The organism is Terriglobales bacterium (genome assembly GCA_035691485.1).
In the GTDB taxonomy this organism is placed as follows: domain Bacteria; phylum Acidobacteriota; class Terriglobia; order Terriglobales; family Acidobacteriaceae; genus JAIQGF01.
In genome coordinates, this window is record DASSIZ010000071.1 from 1 (window position 1) to 20,076 (window position 20,076).

Annotated in this window: 15 protein-coding genes; 9 read left to right on the forward strand and 6 right to left on the reverse strand. The window is 59.7% G+C overall.

The window, feature by feature from the left end:
• The 5 genes from VFI82_09790 to VFI82_09810 all read left to right on the forward strand — a co-directional run.
• The coding region (locus VFI82_09790; protein ID HET7184967.1) for an FAD-binding oxidoreductase at positions 1–1,172 on the forward strand (1,172 nt) is incomplete at its 5' end.
• Positions 1,172–2,470, forward strand: a complete 1,299-nt coding sequence (locus tag VFI82_09795; protein HET7184968.1) for a heterodisulfide reductase-related iron-sulfur binding cluster — start codon at positions 1,172–1,174, stop codon at positions 2,468–2,470. The genes VFI82_09790 and VFI82_09795, both read left to right, overlap by 1 nt.
• Positions 2,471–2,692: 222 nt before the next feature.
• On the forward strand, positions 2,693–3,874 hold the full coding sequence (locus VFI82_09800; GenBank protein HET7184969.1) for a tetratricopeptide repeat protein: 1,182 nt from the start codon (positions 2,693–2,695) through the stop codon (positions 3,872–3,874).
• Positions 3,858–5,066, forward strand: coding sequence for a HEAT repeat domain-containing protein (locus tag VFI82_09805; protein HET7184970.1), 1,209 nt, complete (start codon positions 3,858–3,860; stop codon positions 5,064–5,066). Before VFI82_09800 ends, VFI82_09805 begins: the two co-directional genes overlap by 17 nt.
• Positions 5,063–6,475, forward strand: coding sequence for a glycosyltransferase (locus tag VFI82_09810; GenBank protein ID HET7184971.1), 1,413 nt, complete (start codon positions 5,063–5,065; stop codon positions 6,473–6,475). Before VFI82_09805 ends, VFI82_09810 begins: the two co-directional genes overlap by 4 nt.
• 18 nt (positions 6,476–6,493) lie before the next feature.
• Here VFI82_09810 and VFI82_09815 read toward each other — a convergent pair whose 3' ends face one another.
• From VFI82_09815 to VFI82_09830, 4 genes are all read right to left on the reverse strand, one after another.
• Positions 6,494–7,771: a BON domain-containing protein gene (locus VFI82_09815; GenBank protein ID HET7184972.1), complete on the reverse strand. Its 1,278-nt coding sequence runs from the start codon at positions 7,769–7,771 to the stop codon at positions 6,494–6,496.
• 150 nt (positions 7,772–7,921) lie between these two features.
• Positions 7,922–8,458, reverse strand: coding sequence for a TlpA disulfide reductase family protein (locus VFI82_09820; protein ID HET7184973.1), 537 nt, complete (start codon positions 8,456–8,458; stop codon positions 7,922–7,924).
• Entirely contained in the window at positions 8,458–8,967 is a 510-nt protein-coding gene (locus tag VFI82_09825) for a rhodanese-like domain-containing protein (protein ID HET7184974.1), read from the reverse strand. Before VFI82_09825 ends, VFI82_09820 begins: the two co-directional genes overlap by 1 nt.
• A 21-nt stretch (positions 8,968–8,988) precedes the next feature.
• Positions 8,989–10,083: a VWA domain-containing protein gene (locus tag VFI82_09830; protein ID HET7184975.1), complete on the reverse strand. Its 1,095-nt coding sequence runs from the start codon at positions 10,081–10,083 to the stop codon at positions 8,989–8,991.
• Between the two features lie 127 nt (positions 10,084–10,210).
• On the opposite strand from VFI82_09830, the gene nagA reads away from it, so the two are divergent.
• Positions 10,211–11,383 (forward strand): N-acetylglucosamine-6-phosphate deacetylase, encoded by a 1,173-nt coding sequence (gene nagA, locus VFI82_09835; protein ID HET7184976.1) that lies wholly within the window; start codon positions 10,211–10,213, stop codon positions 11,381–11,383.
• Between the two features lies 1 nt (position 11,384).
• On the opposite strand, the gene VFI82_09840 is transcribed toward nagA, so the two are convergent.
• Positions 11,385–12,464 carry an SIS domain-containing protein gene (locus VFI82_09840; protein HET7184977.1) on the reverse strand — a complete coding sequence of 360 codons (1,080 nt, stop codon included), beginning with the start codon at positions 12,462–12,464 and terminating at the stop codon, positions 11,385–11,387.
• Positions 12,465–12,602: 138 nt separating this feature from the next.
• The gene (locus VFI82_09845; protein ID HET7184978.1) at positions 12,603–15,986 is read right to left on the reverse strand and encodes a TonB-dependent receptor; all 3,384 of its coding nucleotides are present in this window, start codon (positions 15,984–15,986) and stop codon (positions 12,603–12,605) included.
• Between the two features lie 1,038 nt (positions 15,987–17,024).
• Between VFI82_09845 and VFI82_09850 the strand changes: the two genes are divergently transcribed.
• The 3 genes from VFI82_09850 (at position 17,025) to VFI82_09860 (ending at position 19,788) form a co-directional block, all read left to right on the forward strand.
• Entirely contained in the window at positions 17,025–17,828 is an 804-nt protein-coding gene (locus VFI82_09850) for a helix-turn-helix transcriptional regulator (protein HET7184979.1), read from the forward strand.
• A 722-nt stretch (positions 17,829–18,550) separates the two neighbouring features.
• Positions 18,551–19,246 (forward strand): hypothetical protein, encoded by a 696-nt coding sequence (locus tag VFI82_09855; protein HET7184980.1) that lies wholly within the window; start codon positions 18,551–18,553, stop codon positions 19,244–19,246.
• Positions 19,243–19,788 (forward strand): hypothetical protein, encoded by a 546-nt coding sequence (locus VFI82_09860; GenBank protein HET7184981.1) that lies wholly within the window; start codon positions 19,243–19,245, stop codon positions 19,786–19,788. The genes VFI82_09855 and VFI82_09860 overlap by 4 nt, the downstream gene beginning before the upstream one ends.
• Positions 19,789–20,076 lie beyond the last annotated feature (288 nt).

The window sequence follows — 20,076 nt, forward strand, 5'->3', positions numbered from 1 at the left end:
CCGCAACTGCGGCTGACGCGATCGACGGCGTCCAGCCCCAGTATGTTGTGGAGCCGGCGAGCGCTGGCGAAGTCGCGAAGGTATTGAAGTGCGCGGATGAGGCGGGCCTCGCAGTTTCGCCGCGCGGGAGTGGCACAAAAACCGGCTGGGGTAACCGGCCCAAGCGATGTGACCTGGTGCTGTCGCTGGCACGGATGACCCAGGTGATCGAACATGCCGCCTCTGACTTGACGGTGAGCGTACAAGCCGGCTGCACGGTCGGCACATTGCAGAAGGTCCTGGCGTCGCAGGGGCAACGTCTCGCATTCGATCCGCTATGGCCGGAGCGGGCGACCATCGGCGGAACACTGGCGACCAATGACGGCGGATCCCTGCGCATCCGCTTTGGCGCCCTGCGAGACCTTATTATCGGCATCACTCTGGCGCTTCCGGATGGAACGCTCGCCAAGAGCGGGGGCAAGGTCGTCAAGAATGTTGCCGGGTATGACTTGCCTAAGCTCGCAACCGGATCTTTGGGAACTCTGGCCGTCATTACCGATGCGGTGTTCCGGCTGCATCCGGTGTTCGCCGAGACGCGCTCGCTAACCGTGCCGATGAAAGACCTGGATTCGGCGAACCAGCTCCTTCTCGCCATCATGGATTCCAGACTGGCGTTTACCGGATTGCAGATGCGCGCGGCGCGCGAGCAGGGGGTAGAAGTGGATGTCCGCTTTGAAGGCACCCTGGCCGGCGTCGAGGGACAAGTGAGAGAGCTTTCCAGAATGGCGTCTCCCAACGTCGCGGCGCAAGCGCGGGCTGAGTGCTGGCGGGCGCGGCAGGATTTGTTCCAGCCCGGCGCTGTGGTCGCGAAATTTTCCACGCTTCCGGCGGAGTTGGCGGCGTTCAGCGGCCTGCTGGCGCAGCATGCGCGTAATAGCCAATGGAGCCTGGTTGCGCAGGCGAACGGCATTGGTCACCTGCGCATAGCAGCCGGCGCCGATGTCCTGATGATGCTGCGCTCGGCGCTGGAACCGGCTGGATCGCTGGTCGTACAGCAATGCCCGCCGGAGATGAAAGATCGACTGGATGTGTGGGGCTCGCCGGGCGATACCCTCCCACTCCTGCGGCGCGTCAAACAGCAATTCGATCCCAAGGCCACGCTGAACCCGGGTCGCTTTGTCGGGGGCATCTGATGGAAACCAATAACAAAGGCGCCTTCGACGCACACAATCCGCCATCCGCCGACATTATTAATAAGTGCGTGCATTGCGGTTTTTGCCTGCAGACCTGCCCGACGTACCTGGAGTGGGGCGAGGAGATGGACTCGCCACGCGGGCGCATCTACCAGATGCGCATGGTGCAGGAGGGCAAGGCAACGATGGACGAAACGTTCGTCGAGCACATGGACGCGTGCCTGAGTTGCGTGGCCTGCATGCCGGCATGCCCATCGGGGATTGACTATGGAAAATTGATCGAGGCCACCCGGGCGCAGATTGAGCGCAATTATCCGCGACCCTGGGCGGAGCGGGCGCGCCGGAGACTCGGCATGACGATGTTCACGTCGCCGGGCCGGTTGGCGATGGCGCGAGGACTCGCTTCCGCCTACCAGAAGTCGGGTCTGCGGAGCGTTGTGCGCACGCTCGGCCTCAACAAACTGATGCCCAGGCATCTGCGCTCCATGGAGTCGTTGATGCCGGAAATTCGGCGCGCCGAAAAACTTCCCCAGGTTATGCCGGCGCAGGGCGCCAAGCGCATGCGGGTTGGAGTTCTGCTGGGATGCGTGCAGGACAAGTTCTTCTCGCACGTGAATGCCGCGACAGCGCGAGTGCTGGCAGCGGAAGGATGCGAGGTCGTAATGCCGCAGCCGCAGCCCTGTTGCGGCGCGCTGCTCATCCATGCCGGGATCGAGCCGGACGCTTTGGCCCTGGCACGACAGGTCATTGACACCTTCGACAGAGCGAATGTGGACGCCGTCGTGATCAATGCGGCAGGCTGCGGATCCAATATGAAAGATTACGGATACCTGCTGCGTGATGATCCGCGGTATAAGGACAAGGCGGTGAACTTCTCCCGCCGCTGTCGTGATGTCGCCGAATTGCTGGCGGACCTGGAACCGCGTGCCGAGCGCAAACCCGTCCCCATGAAGGTCGCCTACCACGACGCCTGCCACCTGCAGCACGCCCAGGGAGTATCGGCGGCGCCGCGCAAGCTGCTGCAACAAGTTCCCGGACTGCAACTGGTGGAGTTGCCGGAAGCGCCGATCTGTTGCGGGTCGGCGGGCGTTTATAACCTGGCGCAACCGGAATCGGCAGAAGCGCTCGGCGACCGCAAGGCCCGGAATGTGTTGTCGATGTCACCCGACGTGGTCGCCACCGGGAACCCGGGATGCATCCTGCAGATCGAAGCGGCGTTGCGGCGCGCGGGAAGCGCAACCCGCGTGGTACACACCATCGAAGTGCTGGATGCGGCCATTCGCGGCGTTCAGCTGTAGTTCTCCTGCCGCATTTCCCCTCTCCTTTTTTTTGTTAGTTGCGCAGGCGCAAAGTGCCAACCTGGAAGAGATTCCAGAACTGAACCGCAAACCTGAGAACGTAGGTAACGAAGCAACAGCAGGACCACCGCGACCCACGACAATGAAGATGTGAGGGCCGCCGGCGCAGGTCACTTGTGGTGGACACGTACTCTGCCGCTCTGCTTGTTCGTCGCAAGCGCGATGGCACTGGGCCAGGTTGCGGAGTGGCAAAGTGCAGTGCGCTCGGAGGTCGCGCATCAAAATCTCGAGCGCGCCAGCGCCATCGTCGAGCAGCAACTGAGCACAAGCCCCAACGATCTGGAAGCGGCGGCGTGGCGGGCACGACTGCTGGCGTGGCAAGGACACTGGCCGGAAGCCGAAACCGGATATCGCCGGGTGTTGGAAGCGGCGACGGCGGATGCGGAAGTGATGGCGGGGCTGGCGGACGTGCTCACCTGGCAGGGGAAGCTCGAGGAAGCACTCGCCGTCCTGGATCGAGCGCGAACCATTCCTCCGCCACAATCCTTCGTGCTGAACCGCCGTGCGCGGCTGCTGGCGCGATTGGGTCGGCAGAAGGATGCCCGGCTCGAATATCGGGCAGCGCTGCGCCTCGATGAAAACGACTCCGAGGCGCGCGCCGGATTGCATTCGCTTGCCGGCGAGCGGCGTCATCAACTGCGCTTCGGCGTGGATACCGACACCTTCAATTACACCGACGCTGCTTCGGCGCAAAGTTTCGTACTGATCTCACGCTGGAACCCACTCTGGACCACGACGCTCTCTTCCACCACCTATGAACGCTTCGGGGCGACTGCACAGCGGGTGACCGGGCGCATCAGCCGCCGCTTCGGCGACAACTGGCTGGGAATTGGCGGCGGAGCGAACCATGACGAGGGCGTGATTCCGCACAGTGAATTCGCCCTGGAGTACGGTCGCGGCTTCCGGATCGGCGGAAAGGGCTTGGTGCGAGGCCTGGAGTTCAGCGTCAGCCCGCAATGGTTCTGGTACCGCGATGCCAAGGTCACGACGATTACCACGTCCAGCCTCTTCTATCTGCCACGCGATTGGATGTGGTCGCTGAGCATAACAGCCGCGCGAAGCTCGTTTCCGGTGGTAGGAGTGCAATGGCAACCGTCGGGAAGCACGCGCCTGTCGTTTCCCATTTGCGCAGACCGGCTGCGCGGGAATGTGTCATTCGCCGTCGGCACGGAAAACTTCGCCAAGGTGGACGAAGTTGGGCGGTTCTCGGCGCGCACCTTCGCCGGCGGGTTGAAATACCAGATCAATTCTAGGCAGGACATCGGTATGTACGTCGCCTATCAAGGAAGATCACAGCAGCGCACGCAAACCAGCGTGGGATTCAACTATGGAATCCGTTTCTGAATGGATGGCGCGCTTGGCGCCGGCGGCGATCGTACTGAAGGCGATCATTGTCTCGCTTGCGGGAATCTCGGCGCTGATGATCTTCATTACGGTCCGGCGGTGGCTGCGTGGGCGCTATTTCGCACGGCGGGAACGCCAGATGTTTCAAGCCCGGCAACAATGGAATGCTTTGATCAACGGGCAGGTAAGGCCAGAGACGTGGCGCTTCGACCCGCTGGCGTGCGAGGTGCTGGAAACCATGCTGCTGGACAGCATCGAGGTCAGCCCGGCGGCGGATCTGCCGCGGCTGGTCGACTGCTTGCGCCGCAGCGGTCTGATTGATCGCCGCATCGATGAAGCGCGTACGGCCCAGGGGTGGAAGCGGTGGCGCGCGCTGGTGGCGCTGGGTCGAACTCGCGCGCCCGAGGCAGTGCCGGCGCTGGCCGACGCATTGGAGTCGGCGGACATGGAGACACGCATCGCGGCCGTCCGCGGAATTGGAAAACTTGCGTTACCCGCAGCGGCGGTTCCGATGTTGGAACTTTTCTCCGACCAGCGCCTGCTGGTGCCCGCTTCGGTGGTCAAGAACGCCTTGCTGAACTGCTGCCGGCAAGAACCTGAAATGTTGCTCCGGTACGTCGTCAACGGCCGGGGGCCGCAGCGAGAACTGCTGGCGCGGGTGCTGGCGGAAATTGCCCAACCGTCGATGGCCGAAGAGTTGCTGGTGTTGGCAGGTGATCCCTCCCCGGAGGTCAGGGCGGCAGCGGCGCGCGGTCTGCAGCATTGTGACCCTCGAATTGCAGTGCCGCCGCTGGCGCAGCTTGCTTCCGACCCGGAATGGTTTGTGCGGCTGCGCGCGGTCGTGGCCCTGGGTGGTATCCAGGTCCACCATGCCATGACCGTGCTGGTTCGGGCGCTTGGCGACCAGAATCGCCACGTGCGCCAGCGCGCCGCATGGGCGCTGATGAACTCACGGCAAACGATGGCGCAGGTTTTGGGGCTGGTGGTGAATTCTGGCGACAACTACGGGCTGCAGGCGGTGGTTGCGGAACTGGAGCGGTCAGGACGCTACGCGGATGCCTATGATGAAGTGAAGCAAAGTGAAGCTCCCGATCGGGACAGCCTGCTGGCGGCGCTGAAAGCGGCGCGGTCGCGGCTGTCATTCCAGCAGCCGACAACGAAAGCGGAGATCGCAAAAGCAGGCGTGGCATGATCAGGCTGCTGCAAATCTCGAACTCTGCCCTGTTTGTCTACTTTCTGCTTTCCAACATTTTTTATCTCGCGCTGCTCATCACCGCGATTTTCGCCAGTCTGCGTCACCGGCGACGACTGAGCAGCCTGCGGCTGGAGACGCTGGAGCTTTCTCCCTTCACGCCGCCGATCAGCATCCTGATCCCGGCGCACAACGAGGAGACGAACATCGTCGAGAATGTTCGCGCGCTGCTGACGCTGGATTACCCATCGCTGGAGCTGATCGTGATCAACGACGGTTCCACCGACGAAACCCTGTCCGCGCTGGTCAAGGCATTCCGGCTGCGTCAGGAAAATGTTCTGTACCTGCCGCAAGTGCGTTCCGCACCCGTACGCGCGGTGTTTGCCAGTGACGTGGACCCGCGACTGACCGTTCTCGATAAAGATCCGGGCGGGACCAAAGCCGACGCGACCAATGCCGGATTGAACGCGGCTACCGCGCCCTACGTGTGCGTGATCGACGCCGACTCGATCCTGGAGAAGGACGCGCTGCTGCGCATGATGGCCGAGGTGTTTTCCGACCCGGTACGTGTCGCCGCGGCGGGAGGCATTGTACGCGTGCTGAACGGATCCGAGGTCACGGACGGGCGCGTCAGCCAAGTCCGCCTGCCGAGCTGGCCGGTGGAATCTATCCAGGTCGTCGAGTACCTGCGGGCATTCCTGATCGGGCGGCAAGCGTGGGGACGCGTCAACATGCTGCCCATCGTCTCGGGCGCGTTCGGCGTGTTCCGGCGAGAGGCCATGCTGCAGATCGGCGGCTACCGTCCGGAAGCGATCGGCGAAGACATCGACCTGGTCATACGCATGCATCGGTCATTGCTCGAGCACCAGGAACACTACCGGGTCGTATTCGTGCCGGAGCCGACGTGCTGGACGCAGGTCCCGCATTCGATAGGGGCTCTCGCCCGGCAACGAGCGCGCTGGCAGAAGGGACTGCTCGACGTGCTCTGGCGCAATCGGGACATGGTGTTCCGGCCACGTTATGGCCGTTTCGGCTGCGTCATCCTCCCCTACCTCTGGATCTTCGAACTGTTCGCGCCGGTAGTGGAAGCGATCGGCTATGCGACCATTCTCCTGGCGCTGGTGCTTGGCGTTCTCAGCAGAGAATTCTTCGTGCAAATCCTGATCTTCGGATATGCCTTCGCCACGCTGATCTCGATCGGTGCGGTAGTGCAGGAGGAAGTCACGTATCGGCGCTACGGCAAATGGAGCGAAGTCGCGCGTTTGCTGGCGTATTGTTTCTTCGAACATCTCCCCTATCGGCAGATGCACATGGTCTGGCGCTTGCAGGGGATGTGGCAATACATGCGCGGAAATCTCAAATGGGAAGCGGCGGAACGCAGTCAATTTGTTGCCGCGTCCCGCCGCTGATCCGATCCTGTCTACTCACTACTCCGGCAGATTATTGCTCTGGTCGCTGGTATTGGGGCGACGCTTCAGCACCGGCCGATTGGGGTCGCTGCTGCGGGTGCTGCCGGGATCGTCCGTGTAATCGACAACGTCATTATTATCGTTATTGGCGTTATTGCTCGGCGGCGGAGCACTGTAGCTGCCCCCGGAATAATCGTTGCGCGGACGCTGCAGATTGCTGACCGGCATCACGGTAATCGGACTGTCGAGGCGGAAACTCAACAAGGCTTCCGATTCAATTCGCACCTGCTCCGGCTTGCTCGTTGCCTGGACTCCGCCGCCGACACCCGCGCCGGTCGCGGCCCCTATGGCAGCGCCCTTACCGCCGCCAGCAATACCGCCGATCACCGCACCAATCGCGGCGCCCGTACCGACCTTCTTTGCAGTGTTGGTGCCGCGAGATTTCCCGACTCGCGTGTACTGGTTGGTGTGGATCGTGTATTTGCGGCCGTTCATCGACAGGCTGGACAATTCAAGCGCTAGCTGCGGCTGGCCCGCGAAACGCCCAGCATCTTTCAGTTCGACAATGCGGCCGACTACGTCGGTGCCCTCAGGAATGACAACCTTGTCGCCGATCGTGATGGGCGAATCGAGAGTCGCCCGGAAGCTGTCACCGGGATGATTGCGCGCACTGTCAATGGCGTCGATCATGCGGATGTTCAGAGTGGTTCCGCTCTCCACCGTGACCGGGGTCGGCGCAGGCGGAGGCGGCGGAGTCGCCGGGACGTTGGACACCGGGGACACCGGCATCGGCGCCATGGCAGTCGTGTTGGTGTTGACTGGGGGACCCGAGGAGATGATCGGCATGTCGTTGGCGGTATTGCCCGCGCTCTTCGCGGAGTAATTGCGACTTTCGCGATACGCCGAGGGCTTCTTCGGCGAATGTGCCGTCGCGCGCGCCGGAGGAGCCGGTTTCGCGGCCGGCTGTTCATCCACCGCCGGCGGCAGCGCGCTGGCCTGCATGGAAGGTGGACCCGCGATCAGCAGGTTGTTGACCACCGTCTTTACGCCTTCCACTTGCGCGGCGTCGCTGGCGACCTGGGCACGCTCCTCATCCGTTGCCGCGGAGCCGCTCAGCGTCACCACGCCGTTGGCGGATATCACAGAAACGTGTTTTTCAGAAATCTTGGGATCGGCGTTGATCTTGGTTACGACCTCGCCGATGATTTGCGCGTCGTTGCGCGCACGGCTGCATCCCACGGCAACCGCCAAGGCCAACAGCACCATCAGAACGATCGATAAACGCTTAGTCGTCATAATTACCCCCGGCTGTCCAGAACCAACGCCAGCGCGCGGTACGGACGTTGCACACTTGAGCCCCGGAAAACGGTCCTGTAGGCAATAAACCCACCCACAGTGGAAAAGTTCCTACTCGTCAAGAACTAAGGAAGACCTAGGAAACCGGAGCTACTTGCCCACTTGCAACAGTTCCTGGATCTCCTGCTGGAGCTTGGGGACATCCGCCACGCCAGAATGCTTTGAGTGGATGCGGCCTTCGCGGCCGATCACAATTGTGGTGGGCAGACCGAGAATGCCTCCATACTCCTGCGCTAGCTGCTGATTGCCGACAATTACCGGGTAGTTCATCTTGTATTGGAGGTAGAACCGGCGAAGGGCGCTCTCCTTATCTTCCATGGAGATTCCGATCGCTTGGAAGCCCTGGCTGCCAAATTTGTCTTGCAGAGAAACAAATTGCGGGATTTCGTCGGCGCACGAGGTGCACCACGCCGCCCAGAAGTTCACCATCACCACCTTGCCGGCGTAACTTGCGGTATCGATCGAGCGGCCCTCCAGGTCGATCGCTTGCAGGCGTGGCGCCGCGGTTGTGGTCGCGTGTGCGACAACTTTTGCCGGAAGAACCTGGTGACCTCGCGTCCCCAAGTACAGGCCTGCGGCCAGTCCGGCTAGCGCGATGAATACCGCGACTCTCTTGAGTCGGTCCACTATCGCGGTTCGCCTTTCTCCACCGGGTAACCTTTTTCGACCCAGTCCGAGCCGAAGCTGGTCGAGAGGTAGAGGGCTTTCGCCTGGGTAAATCCCAACTTTTGAAGTTCCTGGTACGCCGGCCGGATATTGGGACAGTGCTCCCAGGGGCAACAGCCGCAGTACAGGACGAGGTGGGAGTTTTTCGGCAGAGAGGCCACGCGCTTGCGCAAACGGTTGAGGGACTCTGAATCGGCCGCCGAACCAATAAATTCAGCCCCCGGAATGTGCGCTTGAGCGTACAAGAAACGTGGTCCGACATACAGGACTGCCGGTTTCGCCGCGTCGGACCGCAGCGTTTTTACCAGGTCCTCCGGCTGTATCAAGTCTTGGCTGCCCAGCGGCAATTCGCTGCCGGCTCGCTTGCCTCCGTTTTGCGCCGCGGCAACCACTGTCGCCAGCAACAGAATAATGATGACTGTAAGTGAGATTCCCGCGGGCAAATGCCGATGCCGTATCGTGGTGTTCATCCCCTACAGTTTAAGCGAGGACTACGGCCGGGCGTAATAGCCGTCTCGCGCCTGCACCACCAGGTCTCTCTCGCGAGTTGCGACCTGGATTTTGTGATACCCGCTTGCGATCTGGTCAGGGGTATAGCCTAAGCTGTATTGGTTGCGAAGTTCTTCCTGGATCTGGGCGTAGATCTCCCCGATCGGCAGCTTTTTCGAGACTTCGAACATGCGCGCGCCGGTTTCCTTGGAGATCCTTTCCAGCACCTTCTTACCATTTGCCGTTGACTGCTGAGGTTGCGGGAACCTGGGGTAACCACCGCCGCGCCGTCCCCACCCGCCCCCGCCCATTCTCCCACCGAAGCCGCCGCCATAGGCGTCGGGATCAGCGAAGAGAATCGAATACACCATGGTGTCGGCGCGCAGAGCTGATTCGATGGCTCGCTCGATCGACACCCGGCTGGCGTTGTCCACGCCATCGGAAAGAATAATGAGAGCCTTCCGGCCTTGCTGTTTGCTGATGACCTCATCCGACGCCAGAAACACCGCGTCGTAAAGGGCGGTGCCGCCGGCGCCATGCGATCCTCCGCCGTGACCTCCGCTTCCCGGCCAACCGCCACCGCCGCCGGGCCAACCGCCGCCTGCACGTCGCATGGTCGGGGTTTCCAGTTTATCGAGCGCCGACTGCAGCTTCTGGCGCGACGAGGTGAGATCCTGCAGAAGCTCGCTCTCGCCTTCGAAATGAATGACGAATGCCTTGTCGCGGTCTTCGCGCAACATTTGCTCCAGGAAGACAAAACTCGCGCTGCGTTCCTGGTCGATCAAGCGGCGCTGGCTCAGGCTGGTGTCCACCAGCAATCCGATCGACAGGGGCAGGTCGCTTTCCTTGGCGAAATACTTGATGACTTGCGGGCGCCCATCCTCAACCAGCGAGAAATCGTCCTTGCTAAGACCGCGAACAATCTCTCCCTTCTTCGTGCGCACCGTGGCCGGAACGTTGACCACTTTGACGTTCGAGGAGAATGTCGGAAGCTGTTGCGCGCTGACTGGTCCCAGCGGAACGCAGAGGCAGATTACTGCCAGAGACGCGCACGCTATCTGCCACCGGCGCTGCCTGCGAGCGAGTTCTAATGCCATGGGGGAGATGTGCCTCACCACTGGCCATAACACCGGTCGAGGTTAAAAGTTGGCGGATGCCGGCAGAATTTCCGAAACGCCGCGTCGACATCGCGTTTATGATCTGATTCTCTCGGACAAGTGAGCCATGAGAACCGTCCTGACCGCATCGGCGCTTCTGACACCCCTGGAACGGATTGAGCAGCCGCTGATCGTTATTGAAGATGGGCAAATTGCAAGGGTGAGCTCTCGCCAACTGTCGGAGATACCCGCCGGGACCGAAGTGCGTGACTTTCCTGACGGTGTGTTGGCGCCGGGTCTGATCGACATTCACATTCATGGCGGCGCCGGGCACGATGTCATGACCGCCAACGCCGGCGCTCTGGAGGATTTCGAGAGGGCTCTGGTTCGCCACGGCGTGACCGGCTATTTCCCCACCACCGTCACCGCGCCGCTCGATACGACTTGCGTTGCCTTAGAAAGGCTCGCCTCGGCGATCGAGACGGTTTCAGCTCGATCCCGCGACGGCAGCCTGCGCGCACAACCGCTCGGCATTCACCTGGAGGGTCCATTCATCAGCCATGCAAAACGAGGTGTTCATCCGTCCTATCATTTGCAGGCGCCCTCGCTCGAAATTTTCGACCATCTCTGGCAGGCTGCACGTGGAAAAATATCGATCATGACGGTTGCGCCGGAACTCCCCCACGCGGAGTACCTGATCGCGGAGGCGGCGCGGCGCGGCGTGTGCGTCAGCATGGGACACAGCGATAGCCCACTGGCGGCTGTGGAAACTGCGGTTGCCGCCGGCGCTCGCCACGCCACCCACACTTTCAATGCAATGCGCCCTCTCGATCACCGCGAGCCCGGCATTCTGGGCGCGGTGCTCGCGGATGAAAGGTTGACGGCCGACATTATCGCCGACGGCATTCACGTCCATCCCGAAGTAATCCGGATATTCCTGCGTGCCAAGGGGGCGGAACGCGCGGTGCTGATTACCGATGCAATTAGCGCCACGGGCATGGGCGACGGCCGCTATCAACTCGGCGGATTTGAAGTCACGGTGACCGGCGAGCGCTGTGAGTACGAAGGCCGCCTCGCTGGAAGCGTGCTCACGCTGGATCGCGCGGTACGCAATGTAGTGCAATTTGCCGGCTGGAATCTGCAGCAGGCAATCCGCCTGGCAACGCTGAATGCCGCTTCCGTGGCTGGTTTCGCCGGACGCAAAGGCCACATCGTCGAAGGCGCCGACGCCGATATCGTGGTCCTGACCGGCGATGGACGACCACTCAAAACATTCGTCGCGGGCATGGCGGTTAGCTAGGCTACAGCGTCCGCGTGATCTTGCTCAGGGCGCGCGGGCAATCCGGATCCAGTCCTTTGACCTCCGCCAGCGATACGGCCAGCAATTGGGCCGGGATGATATACGGAATCGGAGTGTAGAGATCGGCGGGGCGGTCGCGAGATTCGATTTCCAGTGGGATGACGAAGCTGTGGTTGAGCCTGCCGGACGCAGCCCGTTTTACCGCAGCGCGATGGCTTTGGTCGGTGATGATCAATGTTTCCGCGCCGATTTCCTGCAGCTGGCTCGCGAGTCCGGCCAATCCCTTCCAGGTGACGCCGGGAGGCGCAAACATGAACACTGGGAACGAAGCTTCCAGCATCGCGATGGGACCGTGCAGAAAATCGGCGGAAGAAAATCGTTCCGCAACCACGTAGCATGTCTCCATCAGCTTGAGTGCGAACTCGAAGGCGTTGGCATAATTCAGCCCGCGCGCGACCACTACCGCCCGCTCCATGAAGCGATAGCGCACCGCCTGCGCGGCGATTTCCGGCTGCAACTGGAGCGCCGCGGACGCGCACTGCGGAAGGCGGCGCAGGTCGTCGACTCGGATCGATCCTCCCAGCGCGTACGCCAGCAGGTAAAACGTGAGCAGTTGGCCGGTGTAGGTCTTGGTTGCCGCAACACTTTCTTCTGTCCCGGCGCGCACCAGGAAAACCGTGTCCACCAGTCGCGCCAGTTCGCTGGTTTGCTGGTTTGTGATTCCCAGGGTAAACGCGCCCTGCGCTGCGGCCTGTTTCACCACCACGTTGATGTCGGTGGATTCGCCGGATTGCGAAATCGCGACCAGCAGGATGTCCTTAAGATCCATCGCGGATTTGTACAGCGTATACACCGAGGGGGCGGCAAGCGAGACCGGGATCCCGGTCGTGATCTCGAGGAGGTAACGTCCGAACTGTGCCGCATTATCGGAGGTGCCGCGCGCGACCAGCACGATCAGCCGCGGCTTTCGTTTGGCAAAGCGCCTTCGGATCTTCTCCGCTGTCGCCAGTTCGGATGCAATCGTGCGTTCCAGCACTTCCGGTTGCTGCCCGATCTCCCGCAACATCTTCGAAGCCGGCATCGATGTCGTCCTGGAAGGTGCTGGGCCGCTTAGCACCCAGCGTCACCCTAAGTTATACCTTCAGTGCAAAAAAGTGGGCCTGCAGAAGCGCAGGCCCTCTCGGCGTGCGAATTCCCAAGCCGGCAATGCCGCTGCGGCTTAGAACAGCAGCTTGAGCGCGAGCTGCAACTGCCGCGGATCACGGGCGCTGGTAACCCGCGCGAACGACGAGCTGGTGTAGTTCGTGCTGCCGAAGCCGTTAAAGTTGGTGTGATTGAAAACGTTGAACGCTTCAGCACGGAACTGCAAGGTAAAGCGCTCGCTAAGTTTCGTGTTCTTGTAAAGGTTCGCATCCCAACGGAAGAGGCCGGGGCCGATGATCGTACCTCGCATTTCGTCCCCGGGACGAATCTGCGTGGTGGGAACAGCAACAAACACCGACTTGTTCCACCACTGGTCGGCAGTGTGGGGCGCCCCGCTGTTGGGATCGCCGATCTGGTCGGGGCGAGCGCCCGAGAATGTATCACTGGCGATTCCAAGTCCGGCACGATCGTTGGACGATCCACTCGCTGTGGCCGTGAGATGGGCCCCGGAATTCACGTAAACAATCCCGGAGAGTTCCCAGCCGCCGAGGGCATGTCCAACAACGCCCTGCTGAGTTCTGAAGAACGGCAGGTCGTAGACATAGCTGGCAGTAAAGATGTGGGTTCGATCGATATCCATCGGGCCGTAGTCGCCGAGGATGTTGTAGGTGTTCTGCGGCGCGCGAAAGTCGTTGGAGGCGGTGCCCAAATTGCGCGACCACGTATAGTTGGCAACAATCAAGGAGTTTCCCGTGAGCCGCTGCTGGAACTGCACCTGCAATGAGTTGTAGTTCGAGGTGAAGACAGGGGTAAACAAGTTGATCGCCTCGTAACCCTTGTAGGGACGGACGAGATTGAGCTTCTGCAGGTTGGTATTGTTGCCCACGAAGGGCACTGCAATGCCCGCATTGACGAAAGTACCGGGCTGCGGCATGTTGACGTCAATCACGCCGATCAAGTGGCGCCCGAGGCTGCCGTAATAGCCGACGTCGAGCATGGTCGAATTGGTGAACTGGTGCTGCACGTCAAGGTTGAACATCTCCGTATAGGGGAGCGTCCATTTGTTGGGGTTGGGTCCGCCTACGGTCAGCGCGACATTGCCGACCGCGGGCTGCCCAGTATTGACGTTGGTAAAGCTGGGATTGTTAATTGTGACCTTCTGCACGATGGGCGTGTTGTTGGAGACAAATGTCTCCGAACTACCCACGGCCGGCGAATCGAAGAATATCCCGTAACCGCCGCGCACGCTGGTTTTTCCCGTGTTGAAAGGATCCCAGGCGAACCCGATCCGCGGCGCGAAAGCCTTCTTCGGCGTACGCTGTACAGCGTCACCGAATGGCGAATTCACGCCGCCGATAATCATGCCGTTGGCATAGGTCTGCGGATCCACGCCGGCGGGGAACAAACCGGCTGTGGTCAAGGCGGGTGCGTTGGCGGGGTTAAAGGTGGCGGGATCGAACGTGGACAGCTCGCCATTCCCGTAAGTCGGAGCCATAAACAGCGAATAGCGCAGGCCGTAGCTTAAGGTCAGATTCGGCAAAGCCCGCCACTCGTCCTGGGCATAGAATTCGTACTGATTCTGGATGACGAGTGCGCGGAAATCCACGTTCGTCTGGGTGAAGCGGGTCACGTTGCCAATCAGGAAATTTGCCCACAGCTGCGCATAGGTATTGTTGGCCGCCGCTCCAGCAGCCGCGTCGCTGAAGTAAAAGGTGCCGTTGGGGCCCTGTCCGGCGTTTACGTTTTCGTCTTTCTTGTAATGGTTGTAGCTGCCGCCGAACTTCATCGTGTGACGGCCCTTCACCCAGGTGAGATTGTCGAAGACGCTGTGGTTGATGTTGTAGTCGCGATAAGGGCCGAAACCGCCGACGGCCTGGCCGCACGCCACGTTGGTCAGGGTGCACATGTCGAGCTGCGGCACGAGCTGGACATTGGTCGTGTATCGCAGCGTAGGATTGATGTCGGGCGACGCCGTGCGGCTGACCGTGCCGGTCAGATTGCTGATAATGCCTCCCCAGGTGATGGCGTAACCGGCGTCGTTGAGCAACGTCGGCCGGATGGCCCAGGTTGCATGCGCGGTTCCGTTGCGCCCGGGAGAGTTGGTGCTCGTCGAAGCCATTCCCGGAACGTAGAACGTATTTTGGAACAGGCCAGTGCCCTCCTGGGTGGGAATGGAGTCATCCAGATAACGGCCGAAAATGCTGAAGCGTGAGTTGAACTGGTGATCGATCCGGACCACCTCCTCGCGATAATTAAAAATGTTGGGAACTACTGATGTCAGCGTTCCAGTCGTGGTGTTGTTGATCGCAGGAAACTTGGAATAGATGTCCTTGATGTAGGCGGCGGCCACGGGGTTGATGGCGGTTACCGTCGTGGACTGGGTAGTACAGGTTCCAGCGCTAAAGGCGACACACACCGGCGACGGGAAATTGCCCGCCAGTTCCGCGGCGGTTGGCAGCTGGTTGCTAACCCGGGTGTTATACGTGATGATCCTGCGCCATTCCTGCGAGTAGAAGAAAAATGTCTTATCTTTCTTGATCGGCCCGCCGAGTGTAAAGCCGAAATCGTTCCAGCGCAAAGGTGGACGTTTGATCACCGAGGCCGGATTGGTGAAATGTTTGTTGAAATAGTTGTTGCCATTGAACACGTCGTTGCGAACGAATTCGTAAGCGCTGCCGTGCAGCGAGTTCGTCCCGGATCGGGTGACGACGTTGATCTCACCGCCTGAACTGCGGCCATTTTCCGGCAGGTAGTTGGAGCGTAATACTTTGAACTCTGCGATTGCGTCAATACTGGGATAGCTGATGAGGGTGAGGTTGGCGCCGCGGTCAAAATTGTCAACGCCGTCAATGGTCCAGTTGTTCTGGGTGGCACGGGCGCCGTTAACCGCGAAGTTCATCTGATTGGACGTGCCAGTTACCGGGTTCACCGGGCCCATGAAGAGCTGGTCGGCAGCAAGGGCAGTGCTGACACCCGGCTGCAAAGCCACTAGTTGCGCGAAGTTTCGCGTGTTGATGGCCAGTTCGCGAACCTGTACGCCGGTGATCAAGCCGGCCGCCGTGGGTGTCTGCAGGTCAACCGCAGTTGTGGACTCCTGCACGGTCACAGCGGCCTCTGTTCCGGCGACCCGTAACTGCACATCCACCACGCGATGATCGTTCACATTCAGAACGATATTGCTCGCCGTGTAAGGCTTGAACCCCGGGGCGTCGACGACGACAGAATAATGTCCGACTGGCAGGAAGGCGGCGACGTAAGAACCATCGGCACCGGTTTTCAGAGTGCGAATCGTAGCGTTGCGATCAATATTAGTAACACTGACGGTGGCGCCGCTGATCAGTGCGCCAGTAGGATCCTTCACGATTCCGCGGATGTCACCAGTGATTTCCTGCGCCACTGCCCCAACGACCGTCAGACAAATCATCGCCGCTGCAAACAAGACCAGCACTCTACGAATCATGGTTGCTCCTTGTATTTGGAGACTTCGGCTTGCTCTTGCCATCAGAGACAGCGAATTTTGAACGAACCGAACCCCCCGCCCTTCGGTCATTCGCCGTCCTCATCACCCGAGAGGAGCGCTATTCTACGCCAGAGGCACAGCCTCGCCAGCAGAAAATTCACATTAACCCACCCGCGGCCGAAGGGGCCGAGGTTCCCGGGCATGACGCCGGCGGAATGGGGCGGCTGGCCTTTGAGCAGAGCGCCGCAAATAGCTACAGCAAATCCAAGGATGTCCTAGAGAATGTGACGAAGAACGAAGCCGCGCTGCCGGCTACGTAGACCTGCCGGGAGGCGCCAAGGGAAGGCAGTACGAGAAGCAACGGTGTTGACTCTCGACTACGAAACTATTTCCGCGTTTTAGTCGGCGAATTCCGGCGAGCAGAAAAAGCTATGACCTTGTCACCAGTTGGTAGATCCGCGCGATCGAGCCTAACTCGATGCGGAGCGCTGAGCTTTTGAAATTCTTCTAGAGCCCGAATCGCGCGGTCCAGCAGTTTACGGCGTTGGCGAAGAAGTGAGAGCAGTTCTTTTCCCATGGCCCTCCCCGGCAAAGCAGCGGGGATTATCGACCATGGATGGGAGGCGGCAACCCGCGAACGTAAAGATGTTCTGAATTCGTAACAAACGTCTCTACGCGGCTTTCGCGCGCCTCTTCCGTTCCGCCCATCTCTTCTTCATCATTTCGGAGAGCCTCTTTCTGCCTTCCGGTGTCAAGCGCCGTTTCCGCCGGCGTGTAGTAGTGGCCCGAGTCCTTCTTCCATTGCCCTGTTTTGTGCCCAGGTTGCCCAAGGCAGAGATGGCTTGTTCGATGCGGGTTCTTTCCTTTTTCAACTCGTCCAGGATCTTGCTGATGTCCAATTTGGCTCCTTCCCGGTATTAAGGTGGATAGAAAGCATAATACTGGTCGATAGTTTTGGAAAGGATGATGTTATGTAAAGTTCTTGGCAGAACCGCACCGGGTAGGGTCTAATACCGCTAACGGTTCGGATTATATCTTATGAATGCTGGCCAGAAGTTGCGCGCTACTAGGGAAAAGTTGGGACTTACGATACGAGATGTCGAGACGGCAAGCGCCCAGCTTGCAGTCAAGTACGACAACGAAGACTTCAACATCCCGCTTAGTCGTTTGTCCGACATTGAGACCAAGGGTGTTATCCCCAGTGTCTACCGTCTTTATGTACTTTCCGTTGTCTACCGGATCAGCCTTGATGAGCTGTTATCTTGGTACGGGATTTTTGTCGCGAAGTCTGCCGAAGATCTGAGCGTGGTGGAACCGCCGAAAACACACCTGATGCGCGCAAGTATTGCTGGCACTGAAATCCAGGTTCCGGTTCGCATGGATCCTGCGTTTGATTGCAGGCGAACCACCAATATCGGACGCATGGTCGAAAAATGGGGCGCTCTACCTTTTGTCTATCTCCAGCACCTGGCTAGAACTGCTTACAACTACGGATACATCGGAACCGAAGACTTCACCATGTATCCTCTGCTGCTGCCGGGTTCTTTCGTCCAGATTGACGAATCCAGGAATCGGGTTTGCGAGGGGATGTGGCGTTCGGAATATGAGCGACCCGTCTATTTCGTCGAAACCAGGGACGGATACGCCTGCTGCTGGTGTGCGCTGCAACAGAATCAACTTGTCTTGCAGTCGCATCCTCTCTCTCCAGTCCAACCGCGTATCCTGAGAGATCAAGAGGACGCCGAGATTCTCGGCCAAGTTGTGGGCGTTGCTATGAGGCTTGTCGATTTCGTCGCCGCCCCGCCTTCGAAAGCAGCGAAAGCGCCAAAAGAATTGAATTGAAATGCCGCTCCGTTCCACCCGCGCGGTTCTCTGGTACTAGAGCCGCAGCATCCTTGAGCCAATGCGGACTTCCCTGACCTGGGCCTTCCTTGAGCGACTGCATTTCTGAATGCAGGTTCGCGATCGGTGTACGCAGCACATCCAGCCAAATACTCGTATGGGAATCGGCCATAGCCGCGGTTGCCGCCGCATGACCGTGAGCGCGCGCCAAACCCCAGTGATGGTATTGGCCGTCACGATGAAGGCTGCCGAGGTAGAGAAGCTTTCTCAGCTTGCCCGGAGTAGCTGCCAAGGTCCGGTTCACAAAATCTTCGAAAGCTGACAGCAATAGCATGTTTGTTCCAATTTCGGAAAGTCGTACTACTCTCCGACTCTTACCAACGTAGCACAACCGCAGAACATTATCGCGGCCAAGTTCCCTCTGAAAGGAGTTTGGCCGTGAAAACACTAGTTCGTATCCTGATCGCCAGCTTGCTTCTAGTTGCTACCACTTCCACCATCGCGCTTGCGGGGAGTGACCCGCCACCATTATGCGACCCATTTTCCGACCCTAATTGCCCGGGACCGCTGCCGCCCGCAGCACTCCATCGATGATGGCAGTGGGTTCAAGTAGGTAAAATGTAAAACACGGATTGTGAGTTGCCGCGAAACGTACTATCCTCGGGCAACTCATGTCATACTATCGGCTCATAACTTTAATCCTTTGGCTGAGCGCTCCAACCATGCAACTCATCTTGCTTGTTCGTGTCGCCTACCTGAAACTTTGGCACGCCTGTCCCATTTTCTTTTATTACCTTACTTTCATGGTAGCAAAAACAGGAATATTGCTGTTGGCCGGGCATTCAAGAAAGGCCTATTTTCTTGTCTACTGGATCGGCGATTTCGTGGAAGCCGTTCTTGTGGTGGCCATTTTGTACCAGCTGTACTCGTATCTCTTCCGTGACTACTCTGGATTCGGGGCGCTCCAGAATGCGCTATTTCGGTGGTCGGCTGCGGTGTCAATACTAGCCTCTGTCATGGTGGCCGCGAGGGTTCACGGACGCGACTCCTCCCGCATCATGGCAGGGCTGCTTGCCCTCAGCCTGGCCGCCGCCGTGGTCAAAGCAGGACTGATCCTTTTCGTAATTGTTCTATCGTCAGCGCTGGCATTACGATGGGGTCATTATGCCTTCGGCGTTCTCGTTGGGTTGGGCTTGTACACCACCGTGGAAATGGCATCGGTTGCAGCCCGTTTGCAGTTCGGACCTCCGGCATCCGCCGCGTTTCAGCTGATCAAACCGGGCGCCTATACCTGTGCCGTGATCGTTTGGGTCGTATTTTTTCTAAGCAAAGAACAGAAGGCTGCATCGGCGAATGTTCTGCCTGAAAACAATTTGGCCGCCTGGAACCAGGCGCTGATGGAGATCCTGACACGATGATGTGGTTATTCGTATTGTCGGCAATCGCCTTAGCGTTGACTCTCGCCATCCGCAGCGCGGTGCGAGGGTTTGCCAGTGCAGTCACCGATCCGGAACAGCTCTTCGGCCGCACCATTCCCATCGATGTTGACGCCTTTCGTAATCTCCTGCGACCCGAAGATGACGAATACTTGCGAGCGCACTTGCCGCCCTACTCGTTTCTCCGTGTTCGCAGGTCGCGGTTCCTCGCCGCATACGAATACGTCCGCATGATCGCCAGGAACTCCGCCATCTTGGTCCGGCTAGGTCAGGCTGCGCGCGCCAGCAGCGACACCCAGGTGAGTGAGGCCGCACAGCAACTGATCCATCTCGCAATCGAGACGCGAGTATATGCGTTCCTGGCGGAAGCCCAGTTGCTGATCGCGTCCTGCCTGCCCTGGTGGCAGCCGTCTTTGGGGACCATTGTGCTGGTGTACCCCTCGACATGTTCCGCCGTCGATCGAATCATGCGGCTCCAGCGGCCTGAACTGGCCGGCCGCGTCCACGCCGCCCTGCGGGCCTAACCGAAAGCCGGCGCGAGGATACGGCGGGGCCGGGTGAAATTATTCAACCTTGTCGATTCAGGACTGTTTGGCCTTGGAGTTTTACTGGGGAAAATTAGAAGGGCCGTGACATTGGTTATGGTCTAGCCGTCGGCTCCTGCGAGGGAGTCAACGACGTGGACGCATGTACCGTCACAGCCCCTGATGCGATCGCCGCTTTCGCGGTACCGAACCCCAACGGAACCTCGCAGTATCCGTCGGTTTTTTCGGGTCCGGCCGCTCAACGAGTTGCCTCGCCTCGCGGATCAC